This window comes from Streptomyces sp. NPDC002870 (assembly GCF_042888505.1).
Taxonomy (GTDB): domain Bacteria; phylum Actinomycetota; class Actinomycetes; order Streptomycetales; family Streptomycetaceae; genus Streptomyces.
On sequence record NZ_JBIAPW010000003.1, the window covers coordinates 166,148 to 187,233 of the forward strand.

Annotated in this window: 22 protein-coding genes; 10 read left to right on the top strand and 12 right to left on the bottom strand. The window is 68.3% G+C overall.

All coding sequences use genetic code 11. The features are described from left to right. Window positions 1-11 precede the first annotated feature (11 nt). The gene (locus tag ACFYWY_RS05330; RefSeq protein WP_389180005.1) at window positions 12-1,550 is read left to right on the top strand and encodes a glycosyltransferase family 87 protein; all 1,539 of its coding nucleotides are present in this window, start codon (window positions 12-14) and stop codon (window positions 1,548-1,550) included. Between the two features lie 100 nt (window positions 1,551-1,650). Here the strand turns inward: ACFYWY_RS05330 and ACFYWY_RS05335 are convergent, their stop codons facing one another. The 3 genes from ACFYWY_RS05335 to ACFYWY_RS05345 form a co-directional block, all read right to left on the bottom strand. Further along, the gene (locus tag ACFYWY_RS05335) at window positions 1,651-2,682 is read right to left on the bottom strand and encodes an alanine racemase (protein ID WP_389180008.1); all 1,032 of its coding nucleotides are present in this window, start codon (window positions 2,680-2,682) and stop codon (window positions 1,651-1,653) included. 85 nt (window positions 2,683-2,767) lie between these two features. Next, the gene (locus ACFYWY_RS05340; protein ID WP_389180011.1) at window positions 2,768-3,886 is read right to left on the bottom strand and encodes a lipid II:glycine glycyltransferase FemX; all 1,119 of its coding nucleotides are present in this window, start codon (window positions 3,884-3,886) and stop codon (window positions 2,768-2,770) included. A 120-nt stretch (window positions 3,887-4,006) separates the two neighbouring features. Next, window positions 4,007-4,318: a hypothetical protein gene (locus ACFYWY_RS05345; protein ID WP_389180014.1), complete on the bottom strand. Its 312-nt coding sequence runs from the start codon at window positions 4,316-4,318 to the stop codon at window positions 4,007-4,009. A 261-nt stretch (window positions 4,319-4,579) separates the two neighbouring features. Between ACFYWY_RS05345 and rpsF the strand changes: the two genes are divergently transcribed. The 4 genes from rpsF (at window position 4,580) to rplI (ending at window position 6,282) form a co-directional block, all read left to right on the top strand. Beyond that, entirely contained in the window at window positions 4,580-4,870 is a 291-nt protein-coding gene (gene rpsF, locus ACFYWY_RS05350; protein WP_004950685.1) for a 30S ribosomal protein S6, read from the top strand. A 74-nt stretch (window positions 4,871-4,944) separates the two neighbouring features. Next, the gene (locus ACFYWY_RS05355; protein WP_389180016.1) at window positions 4,945-5,538 is read left to right on the top strand and encodes a single-stranded DNA-binding protein; all 594 of its coding nucleotides are present in this window, start codon (window positions 4,945-4,947) and stop codon (window positions 5,536-5,538) included. A gap of 42 nt (window positions 5,539-5,580) precedes the next feature. Further along, a complete protein-coding gene (gene rpsR / locus ACFYWY_RS05360; RefSeq protein WP_003956534.1) occupies window positions 5,581-5,817 on the top strand; it encodes a 30S ribosomal protein S18 in 237 nt (78 codons plus the stop codon). An 18-nt stretch (window positions 5,818-5,835) separates the two neighbouring features. Then, complete coding sequence (gene rplI / locus ACFYWY_RS05365; RefSeq protein WP_389180020.1) at window positions 5,836-6,282, top strand: 50S ribosomal protein L9; 447 nt, start codon at window positions 5,836-5,838, stop codon at window positions 6,280-6,282. Between the two features lie 142 nt (window positions 6,283-6,424). On the opposite strand, the gene ACFYWY_RS05370 is transcribed toward rplI, so the two are convergent. Then, entirely contained in the window at window positions 6,425-7,762 is a 1,338-nt protein-coding gene (locus ACFYWY_RS05370) for an MATE family efflux transporter (protein ID WP_389180023.1), read from the bottom strand. A 444-nt stretch (window positions 7,763-8,206) separates the two neighbouring features. Here ACFYWY_RS05370 and dnaB point away from each other — a divergent pair, with 444 nt between their 5' ends. Beyond that, entirely contained in the window at window positions 8,207-9,673 is a 1,467-nt protein-coding gene (gene dnaB, locus ACFYWY_RS05375; RefSeq protein ID WP_389180677.1) for a replicative DNA helicase, read from the top strand. 262 nt (window positions 9,674-9,935) lie between these two features. On the opposite strand, the gene ACFYWY_RS05380 is transcribed toward dnaB, so the two are convergent. Next, complete coding sequence (locus ACFYWY_RS05380) at window positions 9,936-10,682, bottom strand: dienelactone hydrolase family protein (protein ID WP_389180027.1); 747 nt, start codon at window positions 10,680-10,682, stop codon at window positions 9,936-9,938. Between the two features lie 109 nt (window positions 10,683-10,791). Here ACFYWY_RS05380 and ACFYWY_RS05385 point away from each other — a divergent pair, with 109 nt between their 5' ends. Further along, complete coding sequence (locus ACFYWY_RS05385) at window positions 10,792-11,274, top strand: MarR family winged helix-turn-helix transcriptional regulator (RefSeq protein WP_389180030.1); 483 nt, start codon at window positions 10,792-10,794, stop codon at window positions 11,272-11,274. 240 nt (window positions 11,275-11,514) lie between these two features. After that, window positions 11,515-12,897 carry a serine hydrolase domain-containing protein gene (locus ACFYWY_RS05390; RefSeq protein ID WP_389180033.1) on the top strand — a complete coding sequence of 461 codons (1,383 nt, stop codon included), beginning with the start codon at window positions 11,515-11,517 and terminating at the stop codon, window positions 12,895-12,897. Between the two features lie 71 nt (window positions 12,898-12,968). On the opposite strand, the gene ACFYWY_RS05395 is transcribed toward ACFYWY_RS05390, so the two are convergent. The 5 genes from ACFYWY_RS05395 to ACFYWY_RS05415 all read right to left on the bottom strand — a co-directional run bounded on the left by ACFYWY_RS05395 (window position 12,969) and on the right by ACFYWY_RS05415 (window position 16,570). Beyond that, window positions 12,969-14,129, bottom strand: a complete 1,161-nt coding sequence (locus tag ACFYWY_RS05395; RefSeq protein ID WP_389180036.1) for a winged helix DNA-binding domain-containing protein — start codon at window positions 14,127-14,129, stop codon at window positions 12,969-12,971. Between the two features lie 15 nt (window positions 14,130-14,144). Then, the gene (locus tag ACFYWY_RS05400) at window positions 14,145-14,597 is read right to left on the bottom strand and encodes a GNAT family N-acetyltransferase (RefSeq protein WP_389180039.1); all 453 of its coding nucleotides are present in this window, start codon (window positions 14,595-14,597) and stop codon (window positions 14,145-14,147) included. A gap of 10 nt (window positions 14,598-14,607) precedes the next feature. After that, window positions 14,608-15,066: a MarR family winged helix-turn-helix transcriptional regulator gene (locus ACFYWY_RS05405; RefSeq protein ID WP_389180042.1), complete on the bottom strand. Its 459-nt coding sequence runs from the start codon at window positions 15,064-15,066 to the stop codon at window positions 14,608-14,610. 98 nt (window positions 15,067-15,164) lie between these two features. Further along, complete coding sequence (locus ACFYWY_RS05410) at window positions 15,165-16,019, bottom strand: GNAT family N-acetyltransferase (RefSeq protein WP_389180045.1); 855 nt, start codon at window positions 16,017-16,019, stop codon at window positions 15,165-15,167. 5 nt (window positions 16,020-16,024) lie between these two features. Next, window positions 16,025-16,570, bottom strand: coding sequence for a DUF2269 domain-containing protein (locus ACFYWY_RS05415; protein ID WP_389180048.1), 546 nt, complete (start codon window positions 16,568-16,570; stop codon window positions 16,025-16,027). A gap of 77 nt (window positions 16,571-16,647) precedes the next feature. Here ACFYWY_RS05415 and ACFYWY_RS05420 point away from each other — a divergent pair, with 77 nt between their 5' ends. Further along, window positions 16,648-17,298, top strand: a complete 651-nt coding sequence (locus ACFYWY_RS05420; RefSeq protein WP_389180051.1) for an HAD family hydrolase — start codon at window positions 16,648-16,650, stop codon at window positions 17,296-17,298. A 756-nt stretch (window positions 17,299-18,054) separates the two neighbouring features. Continuing rightward, window positions 18,055-19,506, top strand: coding sequence for a globin domain-containing protein (locus ACFYWY_RS05425; protein WP_389180680.1), 1,452 nt, complete (start codon window positions 18,055-18,057; stop codon window positions 19,504-19,506). Between the two features lie 22 nt (window positions 19,507-19,528). On the opposite strand, the gene ACFYWY_RS05430 is transcribed toward ACFYWY_RS05425, so the two are convergent. Both ACFYWY_RS05430 and ACFYWY_RS05435 read right to left on the bottom strand, forming a co-directional pair. Continuing rightward, window positions 19,529-20,008 (bottom strand): NUDIX domain-containing protein, encoded by a 480-nt coding sequence (locus tag ACFYWY_RS05430; protein ID WP_389180054.1) that lies wholly within the window; start codon window positions 20,006-20,008, stop codon window positions 19,529-19,531. A 52-nt stretch (window positions 20,009-20,060) separates the two neighbouring features. After that, window positions 20,061-20,951, bottom strand: coding sequence for a LysR family transcriptional regulator (locus tag ACFYWY_RS05435; RefSeq protein ID WP_389180057.1), 891 nt, complete (start codon window positions 20,949-20,951; stop codon window positions 20,061-20,063). Window positions 20,952-21,086: the final 135 nt, after the last annotated feature.

The following is a 21,086-nucleotide window of genomic DNA, read 5'->3' on the forward strand; positions in this document are numbered from 1 at the left end:
GGATGTGCACCATGCCCAGCGCAGAAGAGACGAGCGTGTACCAGGACCGGCCGGACCGACCGGTGCGACCGGAGCGCCCGGACGTGCGGCCCACACGGCGTGACTCCGTCGCCGCGGCCGGCAGCGAGCTGATCGGCGGTCCGGCAGGCCGGTGGGCCTGGCGAGGCAGCAGCGGTCGGCTGACTCCCGTACGCGTTGTCGCACTGGTGGCAATCGGCATGTTTGCGCTGGGCATGGTGCAGAAGATGCCCTGCTACAACTGGGCCTGGTTCCGGGGCACGAGCTCCCAGTACACCCACGCCTGCTACTCCGACATTCCGCACCTCTACCTGGGGCGTGGTTTCTCCGAGGGGCTCATCCCGTACTTCAACCGGCTGCCCGGCGACATGGAGTACCTCGAGTACCCGGTCCTCACGGGCCTGTTCATGCAGGTCGCGTCGTGGCTCAATCTGGCCGGCGGCTCCATGCAGAACCAGGAGCAGATGTACTGGATGGTCAATGCGGGCATGCTGATGGTCTGCACCGCGGTCATCGCCGTCTGTGTGGCCCGCACCCACCGGCGTCGGCCCTGGGACGCTCTGCTGGTGGGACTGGCGCCCGCCTTCGCGCTCACCGCCACCATCAACTGGGACCTGCTGGCCGTGGCGCTCACAGCCGCCGCGATGCTCATGTGGTCACGGGGCCGGGCGCTGGCTTTCGGCATCCTCATCGGGCTCGCGACCGCCGCCAAGCTCTATCCCATTCTGCTGCTGGGCCCGTTGCTCCTGCTGTGCTGGAGAGCAGGCAAATGGCGAGAGTTCGCCACCGCGGCGCTCGGCGCGGCCGGTGCCTGGCTGGCGGTGAACCTGCCCGTGATGCTGATGGCGCCGGAGGGGTGGAAGAAGTTCTACACCTTCAGCCAGGAGCGGCAGGTCGACTTCGGCTCGTTCTGGCTGATCATCACGCAGCGCACGGGGGAGCCGCTGGAAGTCGACTCCGTGAACACGTACGCGACCCTGCTGATGATCCTGGCGTGCGCGGGCATCGCGGCGCTGACGCTGAGTGCGCCCCGGCGGCCCCGCTTCGCGCAGCTCGTCTTCCTGGTCGTCGCGGCTTTCATCATCACCAACAAGGTCTACTCACCGCAGTACGTACTGTGGCTGATTCCACTCGCCGCGCTGGCCAGGCCGCGCTGGCGGGACTTCCTGATCTGGCAGGCCTGCGAGGTCATGTACTTCCTGGGGATCTGGATGTACCTCGCGTACACGACCAGCCCCAAGCACCAGGGGCTGCCGCCCGAGGGCTATCAGGTGGCGATCGCCCTGCATCTGCTGGGGACGCTGTATCTGTGCGCCGTGGTCGTACGGGACATTCTGATGCCGGAACGGGACGGCGTACGGAAGGACGGCTCGGACGATCCGTCGGGCGGGGTGCTCGACGGGGCCAAGGACGTGTTCGTGGTGGGGCATGCGGCGCATCCGCCGCGGCACGCGGCACATGCGGTGGAGGGACCGCGGGTGGAGTGGGGGGCGCAGTCCCAGGGGCCTGGCGGGGCGCAGCCGTCGGCTTAGCGGCGCTACGCCAGCGCCCCCCCGCCGGGGCCCCAGCGGGCCTCTCAATGCGCCCCAGCGGGCCGCTCAGGGCGGCGCGAACAGGCCCCCTGGGGGCGCCTCAGCGGTCGACGAGGCGGTCGAACTGCGTCGTGGTGTGGCGCAGATGCGCCACCAACTCGTCGCCGACCTTCGGCTCCTGCGATTCCGCCGGCACGAACAGGATCGACACCTGCATGTGCGGCGGCTCGGCGAACCAGCGCTGCTTGCCTTCCCAGACGAACGGCGACAGGTTGCGGTTGACGGTCGCCAGACCCGCGCGGGCGACGCCCTTGGCGCGCGGCATCACGCCGTGCAGGGCCTTCGGGGCCTCCAGGCCTACGCCGTGGGACGTGCCGCCGGCGACGACGACCAGCCAGCCGTCGGATGCGGCCTTCTGCTGGCGGTAGCCGAAGCGGTCGCCCTTGGCGACACGGGTGACGTCCAGGACGGCGCCGCGGTACTCGGTCGCATCGTGGTCGCCGAGCCACAGCCGCGTACCGATGCGGGCGCGGAAGCGGGTCTGCGGGAACTGCTGCTGGAGGCGGGCCAGTTCCTCGGCGCGCAGATGGCTGACGAACATGGAGTGCAGCGGCAGCCGTGCCGCACGCAGCCTGTCCATCCACCCGATGACTTCCTCGACCGCGTCGGAGCCGTCCGTCCGGTCGAGGGGCAGGTGCAGGGCGAAGCCCTCCAGGCGTACGTCCTCGATGGCGGAGTGCAGCTGGCCCAGGTCCTGCTCGGCGATGCCGTGGCGCTTCATGGAGCTCATGCACTCGATGACCACGCGCGCGCCGACCAGCGCGTGCACACCGTCGACCGACGAGACCGAGCGGATGACCCGGTCCGGCAGCGGAACCGGTTCCTCACCGCGCCGGAAGGGGGTCAGGACCAGGAGATCACCGCTGAACCAGTCCTTGATCCTGGCCGCTTCGTACGTCGTGCCGACGGCCAGCATGTCGGAGCCGAAGCGCGAGGCCTCGTCGGCGAGGCGCTCGTGACCGAAGCCGTAGCCGTTGCCCTTGCAGACCGGTACGAGACCGGGGAACTGGTCGATCACGGACTTCTGGTGCGCCCGCCAGCGCGCGGTGTCGACGTAGAGGGAGAGCGCCATGGCCGGCCCGGAACCTTTCTGGTGGCTGCGGTGTATCAGAGGTATGTACGAGATTTACGAGGTTACGGCGTTGGCCGCGGCGCCGTCAGCGGCGCGACATGTAGATGTCGAGCGCCTTGTGCAGCAGCTTGTTGAGCGCGAAGTCCCACTCGCCGACGTACTCGACGGCCTCGCCGCCGGTGCCCACCTTGAACTGGATCAGGCCGAAGAGGTGGTCGGTCTCGTCGAGGGAGTCGCTGATGCCGCGCAGGTCATAGACGGTCGCCCCCATCGCGTAGGCGTCGCGGAGCATCCGCCACTGCATCGCGTTCGAGGGCCGGACCTCGCGGCCGATGTTGTCGGACGCGCCGTACGAGTACCAGACATGCCCCCCGACGACCAGCATCGTCGCCGCGGACAGGTTCACACCGTTGTGCCGCGCGAAGTACAGCCGCATCCGGTTCGGATCCTCGCTGTTCAGCACCGTCCACATGCGCTGGAAGTACGAGAGCGGGCGCGGCCGGAAGTGATCCCGTACAGCGGTGATCTCGTACAGCCGCTGCCACTCGGCCAGATCCTCGTAGCCGCCCTGGACGACCTCGACACCGGCCTTCTCGGCCTTCTTGATATTGCGCCGCCACAGCTGGTTGAAGCCCTTGAGGACATCGTCGAGCGAGCGGTTCGCCAGCGGCACCTGATAGACGTACCGCGGCTGTACGTCACCGAAGCCGGCACCGCCGTCCTCGCCCTGCTGCCAGCCCATCTTCCGCAGCCGGTCCGCCACTTCGAAGGCACGAGGCTCGATATGCGTCGCCTCGATGTCGCGCAGCCGCTTCACATCCGGGTCCTGGATTCCGGCCTTGATCGCGGGCGCGTCCCAGCGGCGGATGACGACCGGAGGGCCCATCTTCACGGAGAAGGCGCCCTGTTGCTTGAGGTGGGAGAGCATCGGCTGCAGCCAGTCGTCCAGGTTCGGCGCATACCAATTGATCACCGGGCCCTCCGGCAGGTACGCGAGATAGCGCTTGATCTTTGGCAGCTGGCGGTACAGCACCAGGCCTGCGCCCACCAGTTCACCGCTCTTGTCGAACCAGCCCAGGTTCTCCGAGCGCCATTCCGTCTTCACATCAGCCCACGCCGGGACCTGGCAGTGACTTGCCGCGGGCAGGTTCTGGATGTACGCCAGATGCTGCTCACGGCTGATGGTCCTCAGGGTCAAGCTCATGCGGGGCGCTCCTCGGCAGGTGTGTCCCCATGGGTACAGGGGCTCCGGCTCTCGCGCCGAAGCCTACTGCGCTGGGGGAGCGCTCCGAATGGCTGCTGGGATCCTCGCCCAGGACCCCGCCTAGCCCAGGACCCCGCCGAAGAGTCCGCCGTGGGCCATGCCGAGGAAGAAGCCGAATGCAGAGGCGCCGAGACCGATGACCAGCGCGAAGCGTTCGCGGGTCGTCACCGAGATGAACTGGCCGTAGGCGCCTGTGAGGATCCCCACCAGCCCGGTCCAGGAGCTGAGCAGATGGAGGTTGTCGAACATCGCCGAGACGAAGGCGATAGCGCCGAGCACCAGAGTCACCGCGAGCAGGGTGTCCTGGAGGGGGTGAGGCTTGCCGTCTGTGGCGAAGAGGGAGACGGAACGACGTCGCATTGCCTGTGCCATGGGGCACCTCCTGGCGTTGCCGGAAGGCGGCGCACTGTAGCGCCGCGCACACCCGATGTGTACAGATTGCGTCCCCCGGCCACCGGATTTCAACCGGAAGCCTGTCTGCGGGTACTCTGTACGGTCTGCACCGGTGTCTGTCCAGACCAGAAAACAATCCACCCCGGATTGTCAGTGGCGGCCGATACCGTTGCTTACGCATCACGACCCTCCTGCCACGGAACGACCGTGGCCGCTGAGTCCAAAGGAGGTGGGTTCCACATGCGTCACTACGAGGTGATGGTCATCCTCGACCCCGATCTCGAGGAGCGCGCAGTCTCCCCGCTGATCGAGAACTTCCTCTCCGTCGTCCGTGAGGGCAACGGAAAGGTTGAGAAGGTCGACACCTGGGGCCGTCGTCGTCTCGCTTACGAGATCAAGAAGAAGCCCGAGGGCATCTACTCGGTCATCGACCTGCAGGCCGAGCCTGCGGTCGTCAAGGAGCTCGACCGCCAGATGAACCTGAACGAGTCGGTCCTCCGGACCAAGGTCCTCCGTCCCGAGACCCACTGAGCGCCTAGCTCAGAGGTCATCGGGTTCGAGTAGCAGCAAGCAGCCAGAAGCAATCCCCGCCGAGAGGTTCACCCATGGCAGGCGAGACCGTCATCACGGTCGTCGGCAATCTCGTCGACGACCCCGAGCTGCGCTTCACCCCGTCCGGTGCGGCGGTCGCGAAGTTCCGCGTCGCGTCCACTCCCCGCACCTTCGATCGTCAGACCAATGAGTGGAAGGACGGCGACAGCCTCTTCCTCACCTGCTCGGTCTGGCGTCAGGCGGCGGAGAACGTCGCTGAGTCGCTCACACGAGGCATGCGTGTCGTCGTGCAGGGTCGGCTGAAGCAGCGGTCCTACGAGGACCGCGAGGGCGTCAAGCGCACGGTCTACGAGCTGGACGTCGAGGAAGTCGGCCCCAGCCTCAAGAACGCCACGGCCAAGGTCACCAAGACCACCGGCCGCGGTGGCCAGGGTGGCTACGGCGGCGGTCAGCAGCAGGGCGGCGGCAACTGGGGCGGCGGCTCCAGTGGCGGTGGTCAGCAGCAGGGCGGCGGCGGTGCACCCGCCGACGATCCCTGGGCCACCAGCGCGCCGGCCGGCGGCGGCCAGCAGCAGGGCGGTGGGGGCAGTTGGGGCGGAAGCTCCGGCGGTTCCGGCGGCGGCTACTCGGACGAGCCTCCCTTCTAAGGGCAGCTCGTACCCCACTTCTTGATCACACAGGAGATACACATGGCGAAGCCGCCTGTGCGCAAGCCGAAGAAGAAGGTCTGCGCATTCTGCAAGGACAAGACCGTGTACGTGGACTACAAGGACACGAACATGCTGCGGAAGTTCATTTCCGACCGCGGCAAGATCCGTGCCCGTCGCGTGACCGGCAACTGCACGCAGCACCAGCGTGACGTCGCCACGGCTGTGAAGAACAGCCGTGAGATGGCGCTGCTGCCCTACACGTCCACCGCGCGATAAGGGAAGGGTGACCGAATCATGAAGATCATCCTCACCCACGAGGTCTCTGGCCTCGGCGCCGCCGGCGACGTCGTTGACGTCAAGGACGGTTACGCTCGCAACTACCTGGTCCCGCGTGGTTTCGCGATCCGCTGGACCAAGGGTGGCGAGAAGGACGTGGCGCAGATTCGCCGCGCCCGCAAGATCCACGAGATCGCGACCATCGAGCAGGCCAACGAGGTCAAGGCCAAGCTCGAGGCCGTAAAGGTGCGTCTGGCTGTTCGCTCCGGCGACGCCGGCCGCCTCTTCGGCTCCGTCACCCCGGCCGACATCGCCTCGGCGATCAAGGCTGCCGGTGGTCCGGAGGTCGACAAGCGTCGCGTTGAGCTCGGTTCGCCGATCAAGACCCTGGGCTCGCACCAGGTGTCTGTGCGTCTGCACCCCGAGGTTGCCGCGAAGCTCGGCGTCGAGGTCGTCGCCGCCTGAGCTGGCTCTCGACTGAGCAGCTCTGAGCAGTAGGAAGGGCCGCACCCGATGGGTGCGGCCCTTCCGATTTGCCGTCCGGCTCAGCCCTGTTTCACGTGAAACATCGATGGTGAAACATCGGGCGTGGCGTCAGCGCATGGCGTCAGCGCGTGGCGCCGGTGACGAGCCAGCGGCCGGAGCGCATCCGCAGCCAGAGCGTCAGCATGCGGATGGTCATCATCAGCGTCATGGTCCACCACAGAGCCGTCAGTCCGCCGCCAAAGGTGGGCACGAGCAGGGCGACGGGTGCGAAGACCGCCAGCGTCACGAGCATGGCCCCTGCGAGGTAGTTGCCGTCGCCCGCTCCCATCAGTACACCGTCGAGTACGAAGACCACGCCCGCGATCGGCTGGGAGACGGCGACCACCAGCAGGGCAGGGATCAGCGTGTCGTGCACCGCCGAGTCGCTGGTGAACAACGGGATGAAGAGCTGCCGCGACGCCACGATGAGTATGCCGAGCACCACGCCGGAGGCAATGCCCCACTGCACCATGCGGCGGCAGGCCTGGCGTGCTCCTTCGGCGTCATCGGCACCGAGATAGCGGCCGATGATCGCCTGCCCGGCGATGGCGATCGCGTCGAGCGCGAAGGCCATCAGGCTCCACAGGGAGAGGACGATCTGGTGGGCGGCGATATCGGTGTCGCCGAGGCGGGCCGCGACGGCGGTGGCGATCAACAGGACGGCACGCAGCGAGAGCGTGCGGACCAGGAGGGGGACGCCGGCCTGGGCGCTGGCCCGTATGCCCGCAGCGTCGGGGCGCAGAGAAGCCCCGTGCCGCCGTGCTCCCCGTACGACCACGATCAGATAGGCGGCGGCCATGGCGCCCTGGGCGATGACGGTGCCCCAGGCTGAGCCGGCGATGCCGAGGCCGGCGCCGTAGACGAGTCCCACGTTGAGCGCGGCGTTGGCGGCGAAGCCGCCGATGGCGACGTACAGCGGGGTCCGGGTGTCCTGGAGACCGCGGAGTACGCCGGTCGCGGCGAGCACGATCAGCATTGCCGGTATGCCGAGGCTGGAGATCCGTAGATAGGTGATGGCGTACGGAGCGGCTGTATCGGACGCCCCGAATGCCTGGACGAGCCAGGGCGCCATGGGCAGGGTGACGGCGATGACGGCGACGCCGAGGAGCAGCGCGAGCCAGATACCGTCCATCCCCTGGCGGATGGCGGCCGCGAGATCGCCCGCGCCGACGCGTCGAGCGACGGCGGCGGTGGTGGCGTAGGCGAGGAAGACGAAGACGCTCACGGCGGTCGTCAGCAGAGCCGCCGCGACTGCCAGTCCGGCGAGTTGCGGGGTGCCGAGATGGCCGACGATGGCGCTGTCGACCAGCACGAAGAGCGGCTCGGCGACAAGGGCGCCGAAGGCGGGGACGGCGAGCGCGACGATCTCTCGATCGTGGCGCCGTCGGACGGCCTTCGGGGCCGCGGGTGCCTGTGTCATGGCAGCAATCTAATCTTCCACAGGTAAGAGATGCAATTACTTTGCACTCCTTACCGAACCCGCCGGTCCGCGTTCTGCTGTGCGCCCTTTGTTCTGATCTTGGTCCAGTTGGGAAAGTTTTTCTCCCCCACAGCCGGTGGACGGAAAAAGCCCAGGTCAGGGGTTGTTCGGTGGGGTGGCTATGAACTTGTCCACAGTGCTGTCCCCCGGTCCGTGCACAGGTTCTGTGGGGTTCTCCACAGCATCTGGTCGGTCGTCCACATGGCCTGTGGATAACCAGATTGGCTGACGGTGCCGACGGGCCTACCGTGGGGCGTCGCCCGACGCTCCGGAAGCGGAGTCGGGCCGTTCGTTTTGTCAGTGCTGTGCCGTAGAAAAAGACTCGCACGGCTAGGTCCGCGGAGCGGACGGGAGGAGGTGGCCCGGGTGAGCATTTCCGAGCCGTTGGACGATCCCTGGGCGGCCGAGGGCGGCCCAAGTGACCGTCTCCCCGTCTCCCGCCAGCGCCGCAACGACGGCCGTGGTGGCCGCGAGGACCAGCACGAGCGCGGCAGGGACAACGGCGGCTGGGACGGTGGCTCCCCCGGCTTCGAGCGCGTACCTCCGCAGGATCTGGACGCCGAGCAGTCCGTCCTCGGCGGCATGCTCCTCTCCAAGGACGCCATCGCCGACGTCGTGGAGATCATCAAGGGCCATGACTTCTACCGGCCCGCCCACGAGACCGTCTATACGGCGATCCTCGACCTCTACGCCAAGGGTGAGCCCGCCGACCCCATCACCGTCGCCGCCGAGTTGGTCAAGCGGGGAGAGATCACCAGGGTCGGCGGGGCACCGTACCTCCACACCCTGGTCCAGTCGGTCCCCACCGCGGCCAACGCCTCGTACTACGCGGAAATCGTCCATGAGCGCGCCGTGCTGCGCCGTCTCGTCGAGGCGGGCACCAAGATCACGCAGATGGGATACGCCGCCGACGGCGACGTCGACGAGATCGTCAATTCCGCCCAGGCCGAGATCTATGCCGTCACCGAGCAGCGCACCAGTGAGGACTATCTGCCGCTGGGCGACATCATGGAGGGCGCGCTCGACGAGATCGAGGCGATCGGGTCGCGCAGTGGCGAGATGACCGGTGTGCCGACCGGGTTCACGGACTTCGACTCGCTCACCAACGGCCTGCACCCGGGCCAGATGATCGTCATCGCTGCCCGGCCCGCGATGGGTAAGTCGACACTGGCACTGGACTTCGCCCGGGCCTGCTCGATCAAGAACAACCTGCCGAGCGTGATCTTCTCCCTCGAAATGGGCCGCAACGAGATCGCGATGCGCCTGCTGTCCGCCGAGGCGCGGGTGGCGCTGCACCATATGCGCTCGGGGACGATGACGGACGAGGACTGGACCCGGCTGGCCCGCCGGATGCCGGATGTGTCGCAGGCCCCGCTCTATATCGACGACTCCCCGAACCTGTCGATGATGGAGATCCGGGCGAAGTGCCGGCGGCTGAAGCAGCGCAATGGCCTGAAGCTGGTCGTCATCGACTATCTGCAGCTGATGCAGTCCGGCGGTTCGAAGCGGGCCGAGAGCCGCCAGCAGGAGGTCTCGGACATGTCCCGAAACCTCAAGCTGCTGGCCAAGGAGCTGGAACTCCCGGTGATCGCGCTCTCCCAGCTGAACCGTGGCCCCGAGCAGCGTACGGACAAGAAGCCGATGGTCTCCGACCTGCGTGAATCCGGCTCCATCGAGCAGGACGCGGACATGGTCATCCTGCTGCACCGCGAGGATGCGTATGAGAAGGAGTCGCCGCGCGCGGGCGAGGCGGACCTGATCGTCGCCAAGCACCGAAACGGTCCGACGGCGACGATCACGGTCGCCTTCCAGGGCCACTACTCCCGCTTTGTGGATATGGCGCAGACCTGATCTTGAGCCCTGTAGGGTCCCGAATCCCGTGTCGGAATCCGCGCCGCGATGCCGGGGCTGACCCGGTGGGCCAATTCCACGGAATCCCCGTGACCAAGGTGAACGGGCACACCAGCCCCGAACTCGCGCAGCTGGCAGCTCAGGCCCGCGAGGCACCGGAAATCCTCCGTCCCGCCTTCACCGGACCCGGCGCGTTGCGGCTGGAGTGTGAGCTACCGGCTGCGGAGCCGTGCACTTCGGGTTTGGTTTCCGGGCCGGAGCCTCAGCTGTTGGCCAGGGTGCGGCCGAGGAGGGGGAGCAGGCGGTCCCAGTGAAGCTGCAGAGCGGCGGGGTTGAAGGCGTCGGTGTCGGACATCGTGAAGCCGTGGATGGTGCCGGGGTAGATCTCGGAGGTGTAGCCGACACCCGCGGCGTTCAGGGCCTGGTTGAGCTCGCCGAGGGTCTCGGGAGTCATGTCGGTTTCGGCGTGGCCGAGGTGGACCTCGGCGGTGAGCTTGGAGAGGCGGCGGTGCGGGCTGTCGGGCGCGTCGGTGACCACGGGGCCGTGGAATCCGGCGACGGCGGCCACCTGGTCGGGGTGCGCCGCGGCGGTGCGCATCGCCAGGAGGCCGCCTATGCAGTAGCCGGTCACCGCGACCGGTCCGGCGCCGACCTCGGGTTGCGCGGTGAGGAACCTGAGGTAGGCGTCGGCGTCGCTCAGGACACGTTCGGCGGTGTGCGCCTCGATCAAGGGCATCAGCTGGGCGATGACCGCGAGCCGGACCTCTTCCCCGATGTGCTCGGGAAGTTCGATCAGCGGTGCCGGGCCGTGCCGGTAGAAGAGGTTGGGGACGAGCACGTAGTACCCGTGCCCGGCCAGTTCGCGGGCCATCTCCCGCAGCACGGGCCGGATGCCGAAGGCGTCCGCGTACATCAGCACCCCTGGGTGCCGCTCGCCGTGGTCGGGGAAGGCGGCGAAAGCGTCGGACTGGCCGTCCGTGGTGGGAATCTGCAGTGTCTTGGTGGGCAAGAGCTTCCTTCCTTGGAGTTCACTCGATAGACGTTCGTCGCACTAACGTTTTCGGCGCGAGTGAACATATATCGTTAGTCGGACTAACGCAATGGGTAGGATGGGCGCCATGACCAGAGCCGAAGCCGCGGACGCGCCCGACGCCGGCGTGCTCAAGACGCCCGACAGGCTGCGCAGGCGGGCGAGCCGACTGTTGTCGCAGCTGACCCTGCGGTCGGACCGGCTGATCACCGAGGGGCTGGCCCGGGCCAACGCCACCAAGTGGCACTATGCCGTGCTCGCCTCACTGCAGGATTTCGGGCCGGGCAGCCAGGCGGAGCTGAGCCGGCGCACCGGTATCTACCGCAGCGACATGGTCGGCGTGCTCACCGAACTCGCCGAGCGTGACCTTGTCGAGCGGGCGCCGGATCCCGGCGACCGGCGCCGCAACATCATCACGATCTCCACCCAAGGCCGCCGCCACCTACGCCTCCTCGACAAGGTCCTGGACGACCTCCATGACGAACTGCTCGCGCCGCTCTGTCCGGCCGAACGCGACCAGTTCGTGCAGTTGCTCACTCGCTTGCTGGACCACCACACCCAGATCTCCTGAGCCGCGTAGTGGCATCCGACATCAACCGAGGCGGTCCGATCCGGCTGGGCGTGGTGGACGGGTGGCGTATCTCATTGGTGTCTCACTGCCGCAGTTGCGCGAGGAGTTGGCCTGCTCGGGACCATGCCTTGGCGGCGGCCTGGGGCCGGTCGGTGGTCAGGCGGACTGCGGTGCGGTTCCCCTTCCGCCCGCCGCGTAATGAACTCGACCGAGACGGGACGGCACCGATAGACCTGCCTCATGACCTCACCTTTTGAAGAGCTGCTCCCCGCCACGCAGCGCGCCCTACTGCATCGCATCGCGGTCGCCCAGTCCGAAGGGCGCGCACCCTCGTTCGTCGCCGGAGTGGAGCGCGACGGGCAGCTGGTCTGGACGGGATCCCGCAGCTCGGTCGACGGGCATGCGCCGGACGCCGACACCCAGTACCGCATCGGCTCGATCACCAAGACCTTCACGGCCGTCCTGGTGCTGAGGCTCCGCGACGAGGGGCTGCTCGATCTGAACGATCCCCTGGAGAAGCACCTTCCCGGTACGGGCGTGGGGGACGTGACCATCGCACAACTTCTCGGCCACAGCGCGGGACTGAGCGCTGAAGCACCGGCGCCCTGGTGGGAGCGGACGTCGGGCTCGCTCCGCCCCGAACTCGCCGATGTCCTCGGTGACCAGTCACGTATGCATCCCGTCGGCCGCCGCCACCACTACTCCAACCCCGGCTATACGCTGCTCGGTTCGCTGGTCGAGGCGGTACGCGGGGCGTCCTGGGGGGACGTCCTGCGGCGCGAGATCCTTGAACCGCTCGCGCTGAACCGTACGAGCGCACAGCCCCGAGCTCCGCATGCCGGTGGCTGGGCCGTGCATCCCTGGGCCGATGTGATGCTGCCCGAACCCTCCGAGGACCTCGGTCTGATGGCCCCGGCCGGACAGCTCTGGTCGACGGTTGCCGACCTCTGCCGCTTCGCCACCTTCCTCGCAGAGGGCGACGAGCGCGTGCTGAGCGCTGAGTCCGTGCGGGAGATGCGTACGCCGTCCGTGCCGCCAGAGGCCGGTGAGTGGCACAGCGCCTACGGCCTGGGCGTGCAGATCGTACGCAAGGACGGCCGCACCCTCGCGGGGCACACGGGCTCACTGCCCGGCTTCGTCGCGGGTCTCTGGGTGAGCGTGGAGGATGGGGTGGCAGCGGTCGCGCTTGCCAATGCCACCTCGGGGCCGCTCACGGCGGTCGTCGCCGCCGATCTCGTACGGATCGTTGCAGAGGCCGAGCCGCGCATACCCGAGCCCTGGCGGCCGTTGCCGGAGGTCGACCAGGAGCTCCTGGAGCTGACGGGGCCCTGGTACTGGGGGACGTCCTCCTTCGGTCTACGCCTTGTCGCCGACCGCGGCGTGGAGCTGCATCCGCTCCGAGGAAACGGCCGCGGGTCGCGTTTCGTCGCGGAGGCGGACGGGACCTGGACCGGTCTCGATGGCTACTACGCCGGGGAGACGCTGCGCGTGGTGCGTCGGGAGGACGGCTCGGTGAGCCATCTCGACCTCGGGTCATTTGTCTTTACCCGTAAGCCGTACGAGCCGGGGGCACCGGTTCCGGGAGGCGTGGACAAGGAAGGCTGGCGCGGACTCCAGGCGTGAAACGCCGTTGATGTTTCACGTGAAACGGGCGCGGCACCAGTGCCGCGCGCAAAAGGCTGCTGCAGCAGCCCTCAGGCCGTCAACTCCCGCTCCAGCGGCGTACGGAAGCGGGGCGTGATCCGGGCCTCGCCCACCCAGCCCCTCAGCCGTGCGGCCTCTGCCTCGATGGCGGCGGTGGCCTCGCGGCCGGTATCGGCCAGCAGCCGCAAGACGATCTCGCCGTCCGCGCGCTGGGCCCAGCCGCCGATGATCTGCCCGTTCCACCACACCGTCGGACCGACATTGCCGGAGCGGTCGAAGAGCTCCGCGCGATGGTCCGCGGTGAAGTGGAAACCTCGGTCGGCCCAGGCCATGGCGCTCGGGTCGAGCGCGGGGAGTAGCGCGGCCCAGGGCTCCACAGGTGGTTCGGGTGCGGTGTCGCCCGGCGCCACATAGCCGGTTCCCTCATCGAGCCGGACCTCCTCCGCGCCGACGGTGGCGAGCGCCTTGCGTACGTTGCCGAGGGTCCATCCCGTCCACCACTTGAAGTCGGCCTCGGTGGCCGGCCCGTACGAGTGCAGCCAGCGTCGGGCAAGCTCGGCCCGTGCCTCGGCCGCCGGCAGCGCGGGCCAGGGATCGCTCGCCGTCCAGCGGAACTGGCTTGAGGTCCAGGAGCCGCGCGGCCGGTCTCGCCGGATGCGGCAGTCGGCGGCCAGCAGCCGGATGACGCGGGTGGCGACGCCCTGCACCGTCTCGTGCTTCCTGCCGGGGAAGACGGTGATCTTCGTCTTCAGGGCCGGCACGTCGGCGGAGAGTTGGCTGCCGGTCGCGGAGCCGTGCATGGCGAGGGTTGCAAGCACCGCCTCCTCGGCCTCGGCGAGCCAGATTGCGTCGAGCCTGTTCGAGTCCTCCGCGAGATGGCTTACGAGTGTCCTGCGCTCCTTGGCGGCTATGGAGCGAGCGGTGGAGGCATCGACACACGGGGCGAGTTCGGCGGAGACGGCGAAGAGCGTGTTCCGCATGGAAAGGAGCCGGACCAGAGCTACGTCCTCGTACAGGGACCGCTCCACAACCGCGATGCTCGGGGCGGTGAGGCGTGCGCAGGCGGCGAGGAAGACGGTCGCGGCGTCGGTGGCGTGCAGGGCGACCACCGCATCGGCGGCAGCCACAGGCGAGTCCGCCCGAACGGACGGGGCCAGCAGATGGCGGCGGCCGAGCCGGATGCGGCGCTGCTCGTCACTGATCCGGTGCACGGCGAATTCCCTTGGTCAGAGCTGGAGTTTGAAACCCACATGGGATGCCTCGAAACCGAGCCGTTCGTAGAAGCGGCGGGCGTCGGTGCGCGAGGCGTCCGAGGTCAACTGCACCAACTGGCAGTCCCGGCGACGGGATTCGTCGATGGCCCATTCGATGAGCCGGGTTCCCAGACCGCTGCCGCGCTCCTCAGCGTGGATCCGTACACCTTCGATGATCGAGCGGGTCGAGCCGCGCCGCGACAGCCCGGGGATGATCGTGAGTTGGAGAGTCCCGACGACCCGGTCCTCGCGTACGGCGACGGCCTGGATCTGGTTCGGATCCCGGGACAGCCGCTCGAAGGCGGCGGTGTACGGGGTGAGGTCGTCAGGCGATTCACGCCTGGCGCCCAACGGGTCGTCGGCGAGCATCGCCACGATCGCCGGAATGTCGTCGTTTTCCGCGGGCCGTATTTCCAGATCGCTCATGATCGGCAGATTACGCGGGGACGCGCAGTTCCTCGACCGTCCTGACCAGGGGAGCCAGCTCGGGGTTCTTGGCTGCCTCGTCGAGGGCTTCGCGCAGCGCCCTTTCATTGGTCGGCCGGGCCTCGGCGAGCAGGGCAAGGCCGGACTCGGTCACGTCGGTGTAGATGCCGCGGCGGTCGGTGTCGCAGAGATAGCGGGTCAGCAGCCCGCGGTCCTCGAGTCGTGTGACGAGGCGGGTGGTGGCGCTCTGGCTCAGCATGACGGCATCGGCCACCTGCTTCATCTGCAGATGGCCGCCCGGCCCGTTGTGCTGGCGGCTGAGGACGTCGAGGAGTGAGTACTCGCGCATGCTCAGGCCGTGATTGGTCTCGAGTGCGCGCTCGATGTGCGCCTCGATCTTCCCGTGGAGCAGGGAGAGGGCGCACCAGCTCTGGGAGAGCGCGGTGAGTGCGGGGTCGGTCGCGGTCATCTGTCTTCCTCCTCCTGCCGGAGCGGCTATCTCTCGAGGATAGACGACTACTGCAATAGTCCGCGCTTGCAATTATCCCTTTCCTATTTCAAAGGCGACTAGCCCGCCGCGACCGAGAGCGGGGCGAAGCGGCGGGTCCAGTCGCCCGGGAGATCCGGGATGCCGTAGGTCATAACCGCATTGAAGGCAATCGTCTCCAGGCCGCGTTCCTTCACCCAGGCCAGCAGCTCCTCGTGGCGTACGTCGATGTCCGTACGGAGCGGCCTGTCGGTCCCGGCAGCCAGGGAGGTGATCAAAGCCTTCGCCGTCCGAGTGTCCCGGGCGATCAGTGGGCCGATGACATGGGTCTCCATGTTCGGCCAGGCCGCCGCGAATCCCGTGAGGACTCCGTCCTCCTCCGCCACCCGGAACTGGTCGGCGAAGGCCGGCAGCCGCGTGATCATGTGGGTGCGGTCCAGGCCGAAGACCTCGGTGTCCAGGCGGAGCACTGCGGGGAGATCATCGGCGGTCGTCGGGCGGGTGCTCACCGCCGTTTCGGCGTCCGGGACCTGGAGATGGCCGCGGACCATCTCGGCCCGCCCGACGTTGACGAAGCCGAGCTCCTCGTAGAGCGGCTGCCCGTACGGGGTGGCATGCAGCGTGACCGGGGTGTCCGCGGCCTCCGCGAGCGCGTGCTTCATCAGCCGGCGTCCGACGCCCTGGCGCGCGTACCGCTCGGCGACGAGCATCATCCCGATCGCGACGAGCCCGCGTTCGTACGACGTCACTACACAGGCGGTCACCAGCCCCTTGCCCCCAGGGTCATCGATGCCGTACCCCGTCCCCGCCGCAAGAAGCAGGCCCCATTTGTGTTCTTCGCGGGGCCACCCGCGATCCGCGGAGAGATCGGCGCAGGATGTGAGGTCGTCCATGGTCAGACGGCGGATGGGCAGCTCGGACAGCGGTGTCGACATACGGGTCAGGCTGTCGGACGCAGTGATCGTTCGTCCAGTGCTTTCCGAGAAGTGGCCGAGAGGCGAAACCGCCGGCCGCGCCGCGTGAGACCCCATGGCTTGAGGACGGAGATGACCGTCATGAAGACGTAGGCGGTGAAGGAGACGACCGGTCCCATCACCAGGTCGAGGGGGTCCGCCAGCGGGGTGCCCGCAGCGACAGTGTCGGCTGCGTCATTGACACCCGGACGCAGCGCGAAGATCGACGCGGTGAGGGTGATGAGGGTCAGCCAGGACTTCGTATAGACCCAGCGGTGCCTGGCAAGGCCCCACTTGGTGCCGAGCGACAGAAGGAGACCGCTGAGCAGAGTCAGCAGTCCGACGGGAATCACCAGCCAGTCCGTGAAGACCTTCATCGAGCGGCAGGCAGCCTCGATCATGGGCGCGGATTCTGTGCCGACTGCGGTGAGGGCAAGCGCCAGCAGGCCGAGCGTAAGCCCGAGCCAGCCGGCGGACGCGGCGACATGGACGACGAGGAGGGTCCGGCGAGCGGGCCGCTTGAGTGGTTTCACGTGAAACACCGTGCCGGGCGGGGGCGCCGTACCGCATCTGACGACGGGAGTAATCGCGGGTACTAACCTCGGCGTACATGGCGTACAGGGAGAGAACGCGCAGGCTGCATATCTTCGACCTCGACGGCACGCTGATCCGTGGATCGGCGGCACCGGTGGAGATATCACGGCAGTTGGGACTGCTGGAAGAGATAGGCGAGCTGGAGCGGGACATGATCGCCCGCCGAATAGACCCGCCGGAGTACGCGGTGCGGGTGCACGCTCTCTGGAGCGATCTCACCGACGCACATGTAGCGGCGGCCTTCGAGGCGGCGCCCTGGCTCGACGGCATCCAAGAGGTGTGGCGGGAGATCCGTGAGGGCGGGGACTACTGCGCGGTAATTTCCCTCTCGCCGTCCTTCTTCGTTGAGCGGCTGCTGGGTTGGGGAGCTCATGCGGCGCACGGCTCGCGCTTTCCAGAGTTGCCCTTCACTCGGCCCGTGGACCCGTCAGGCATTCTCAGCGCGGCCGCGAAAGTGAAGATCGCGGACGAGCTCTGTGCAGAGTTGGGGGTTGGTCTGGACGGATGTGTTGCATACGGTGATTCCATGTCGGACGCGGAGATCTTCACGGTAGTGCCCACAGCGGTGGCGATGAATGCCGATCACCATCTGTCAGGTCTGGCCACACACACTTATACGGGGGGCGATCTGCGCGAGGCCTATGAACTGGTGCGATTCCGCAGCTAGTTCAGGAGCCCCTGGGCGGTCCGGGAGCACCCGGACATGAACATGGAGGCACTGGAGCCTAACGGGAATGCCGGGCCGGATGCCCGGACTTTCCGCTCTTTGTCACCTACGGTGGCGCTGCCTGGCATGCTGCGACGACGGGCGCTGCGGGCAATGTCACATTCCGGGGCCAGTCGTCCCGATTCAGCTTGTGGCCATGGTTAGTGTGGCTGGCAGTAGTCCTGAGGCAGAGCGGGGAACTGAGGCACGTTCCGAGCCAGCGGAAGTGCGTGGACCGACCGAAAGATGTTCGAGGCGAGGCACACAATGGACGCTCCGACCACCACGTCGGCCGACAACGGCACTTCAGGCGACAACAACGGGGGCGGATGGTTCACCCCTCGTAAGCCGCCGGGCCGGGGCCGGCCCGCCCCCGGCGAGGGGGCTTCCACAGGTGACGCAGATCAGGAACGAATAGCAGCCCCGAGGCGCTCGGTCGCCTCGATTCGCCCGGTGGGCTCCGGTACGTCCCGGTCCGCCCCGCCGCCGATCGGAGATGCGAGGGAGCCCGGGGCTCCAACCGACGAGACCGCGCTGGACGAGGCCCCCGTCGACGATCGGCCGGCCGAGCACGCGCCCGCCGAGCACCACGCGGCCGAGCGGGCCCAGGATCAGCGCCACCTTCCCCAGGGAGCCTACGAAGGGCACACGGCCCCAGAGAGCGCCGGTCGCCGTGAAGAGCGCGGCGGCCGCGAGAGCCACGAGGCCGCTCCCCGGGTGCCGAGCCCTCGCGAAGCCGCCCACCCCGGCCAAGCCCCTTACCCCGGCGAAGCCCTGCAGCCCCGCGAAACCTTTCGGCCTCGCGAAGGCACCCACCTTCGCGATACGCCCCGTGAGGCTTGGCACCGCGAGCCCGCAGAACGACTCCATCCGGCGGGCCAGCCGCACGAAGCCGCTCATCCGCATGAAGCCGCTCATCCGCACGAAGCCGTAAAGCCTCCGGAACCCGCCGCGGCCGACCCCCGCGAAGCCCCCGGGTCGCGTGAAACCCCGGCCCACCACGGTCCTCCCGCAGACCACCAGGCCCACCATCCGCGGCCCGCCGCGCCCGCGGACGACGCGTCCCCGGACGCCATCCTCATCCGCCGCACCATGGCGGAGATCGCGCCGGTCGCGGACAAGGTCACCTCGTACTTCTACGCCTTGCTCTTCGTCCGCCACCCGGACCTGCGTGGCCTCTTCCCCGCCGCCATGGACTCCCAGCGCGACCGGCTCCTCAAGGCGCTGCTCACCGCCGCCGAGCACATGGACAACGCGGCCGTGCTGACCGACTATCTGCAGAACCTGGGTCGCGGCCACCGCAAATACGGCACCCACGCGGCGCACTACCCCGCCGTCGGCGAGGCCCTGATCGGCGCGTTGACCCGGTACGCCACGACGACCTGGGACGAGGAGACCGAGGCCGCCTGGGTGCGGACGTACACCACGATCTCCCAGATCATGATCGACGCGGCAGCCGAGAACGAGCGGCATGCCCCCGCCTGGTGGCATGGCGAGGTGGTCTCGCACGACCTCCGAACCCCGGACATAGCGATCATCACCGTCCGCCCGGACCAGCCGTACGCCTTCCTGGCCGGGCAGTACACGAGCCTGGAGACGCCCTGGTGGCCGCGGATCTGGCGGCACTACTCCTTCGCCGGGGCCCCCCGTGCCGACGGTCTGCTCTCCTTCCATGTCAAGGCGGTCCCGGCCGGCTGGGTCTCCAGCGCCCTGGTCCACCACGCCCGCCCCGGCGACGTGCTGCGCCTCGGCCCGCCCGCCGGCTCGATGACCGTCGACCACAGCACCGACAACGGCCTGCTCTGTCTGGGCGGAGGCACCGGCATCGCCCCCATCAAGGCGCTGGTAGAGGATGTCGCCGAGCACGGTGACCGGCGCTCGGTGGAGGTCTTCTACGGGGCGCGCACCAATTACGACCTGTACGACATCGACACCATGCTGCGGCTCCAGCAGACCCACCCCTGGCTCTCGGTCCGCCCTGTCGTGGACGACCGGGCGCAGTTCCCGGACGCCGTGCGCGAGTTCGGCCCGTGGTACGAGTACGACGCCTATCTCTCCGGCCCGCCCGGCATGATCCGCAGTGGCGTCAACGCGCTGCGCGGCATCGGCATCCCGTACGACCGGATCCGCCACGACTCGCTCGAGGAACTCGTCGCGGCAGGCGACTAGGCCCGAGAGGGAAAGGGGCTGGTCAGCCCAGGTCGGGGGCGTGCATCGCCCGAACGCCCTCGATATTGCCGTCCAGGTAGTGCCGCAGCGACAGCGGTACGAGATGGACGGCTGCGATACCCACCCGGCTGAACGGCACCCGTACGATCTCGTACTCGCCGAAGGGCTCGTCGATCTCCGGGCCGTGCCGTCGTGCGAGGTCGATGGACTCCAGCCGGCAGACGAAGAAGTGCTGCACCTTCACCCCCGTCACACCGCCGTCCGCGATGTGTTCGACGGTGTCGACGAAACAGGGCACCACATCGGTGATCTTGGCGCCGAGCTCCTCGTCCACCTCCCGGTGGAGCGCATCGACGACGGTGGCGTCCTCTGGCTCGACCCCGCCGCCGGGCGTGAGCCAGTAGGGATCCACGCCGGGTTTGGTGCGCTTGATGAGGACGAGGTCGTCGCCGTCGAGCAGGATGGCGCGTGCGGTGCGCTTGACCACTGGCCGTTCGGTCATGGCTAGAAAATGGCCCGCGAAGCAGGTTCTGAAACTCCTGACCGCCGGGTGATCACCACTCGACGGCAGCGCGCAGCAGCCATTCGTGCGCCCGCGCGATGTGCGGCAGGGCGAGTGTGCCGGTGCGTACGACGAGAAAGTAGGTACGCAGCGGGGGCACCGGAGGATCGAGGAGCGCCACCACGCGCCCGTGCTGAAGGGCTTCCTCGCACAGGTAGCGCGGCAGCACGGCGAGCCCCGCGCCCGAGGTCGCGGCCTCCAGGACGGCCCGCAGGTCGGGGGCTATGACGGCGCCCGCGGCGGCCGGCCGGGAGTCGAAGACGGCTGACCAGTAGCGCGAGACCAGGGGCAGGGACTCGTGGACCTCCACCACCGGCAGCTGCTCGAGCACCACATGGCCGCCGCGCAGCACTCCGGGCCCCAGCCGGGCCGCCCAGCGCGGCGAGGCGACCAGTACGTGCTCCTCGTCGCAGAGCGGGGTCGCCGTGAGCAATGCGCCGCGCGGCCGGGCCGTGGTGATGGCCAGATCGTGATGCCCGGCGGCCAGTCCCTCCAGCGTCTCCTCTGCGGTCCCGAACGAGGCCCGCAGCGCGAGCCCCTGCGAGATCAGCGGGGTGAGGGCCGGCAGGGCGCGCAGCGAGGTGAACTCCGGGGGACCGGCGAGATGCAGGGTCCGTACGCCCGACTCCTCGTCGAGGCCGCTCTCGGTGATCTCCACCAGGGCGTCCAGGTGCGGCGCTGCCCGGTGCGCGAGCTCGTCGCCGATGGTCGTGGGGGTCACGCCGCGGGCCTGGCGCAGGAACAGCGGGCGCCCCAGCTGCCGCTCCAGCGTGCGGATCTGACCGGTCACCGCGGGCTGGGAGAGGCCGAGGAGCGCGGCGGCCCGGGTGAAGGAGCCGGCCCGGTGCACCGTGACGAATGTGCGTAACAGGGCCAGATCCATGCCATGCCCCTCTCGACCGACGACGCCCGCAGACCCGTACAACTATAAATATGTCGATAGGTCGCTGTCGCTACTGTGATTGGACACTGACGCAGAGTCAACTAGCCTTGGTCACGCGGTTCTTCGGGATGGGGA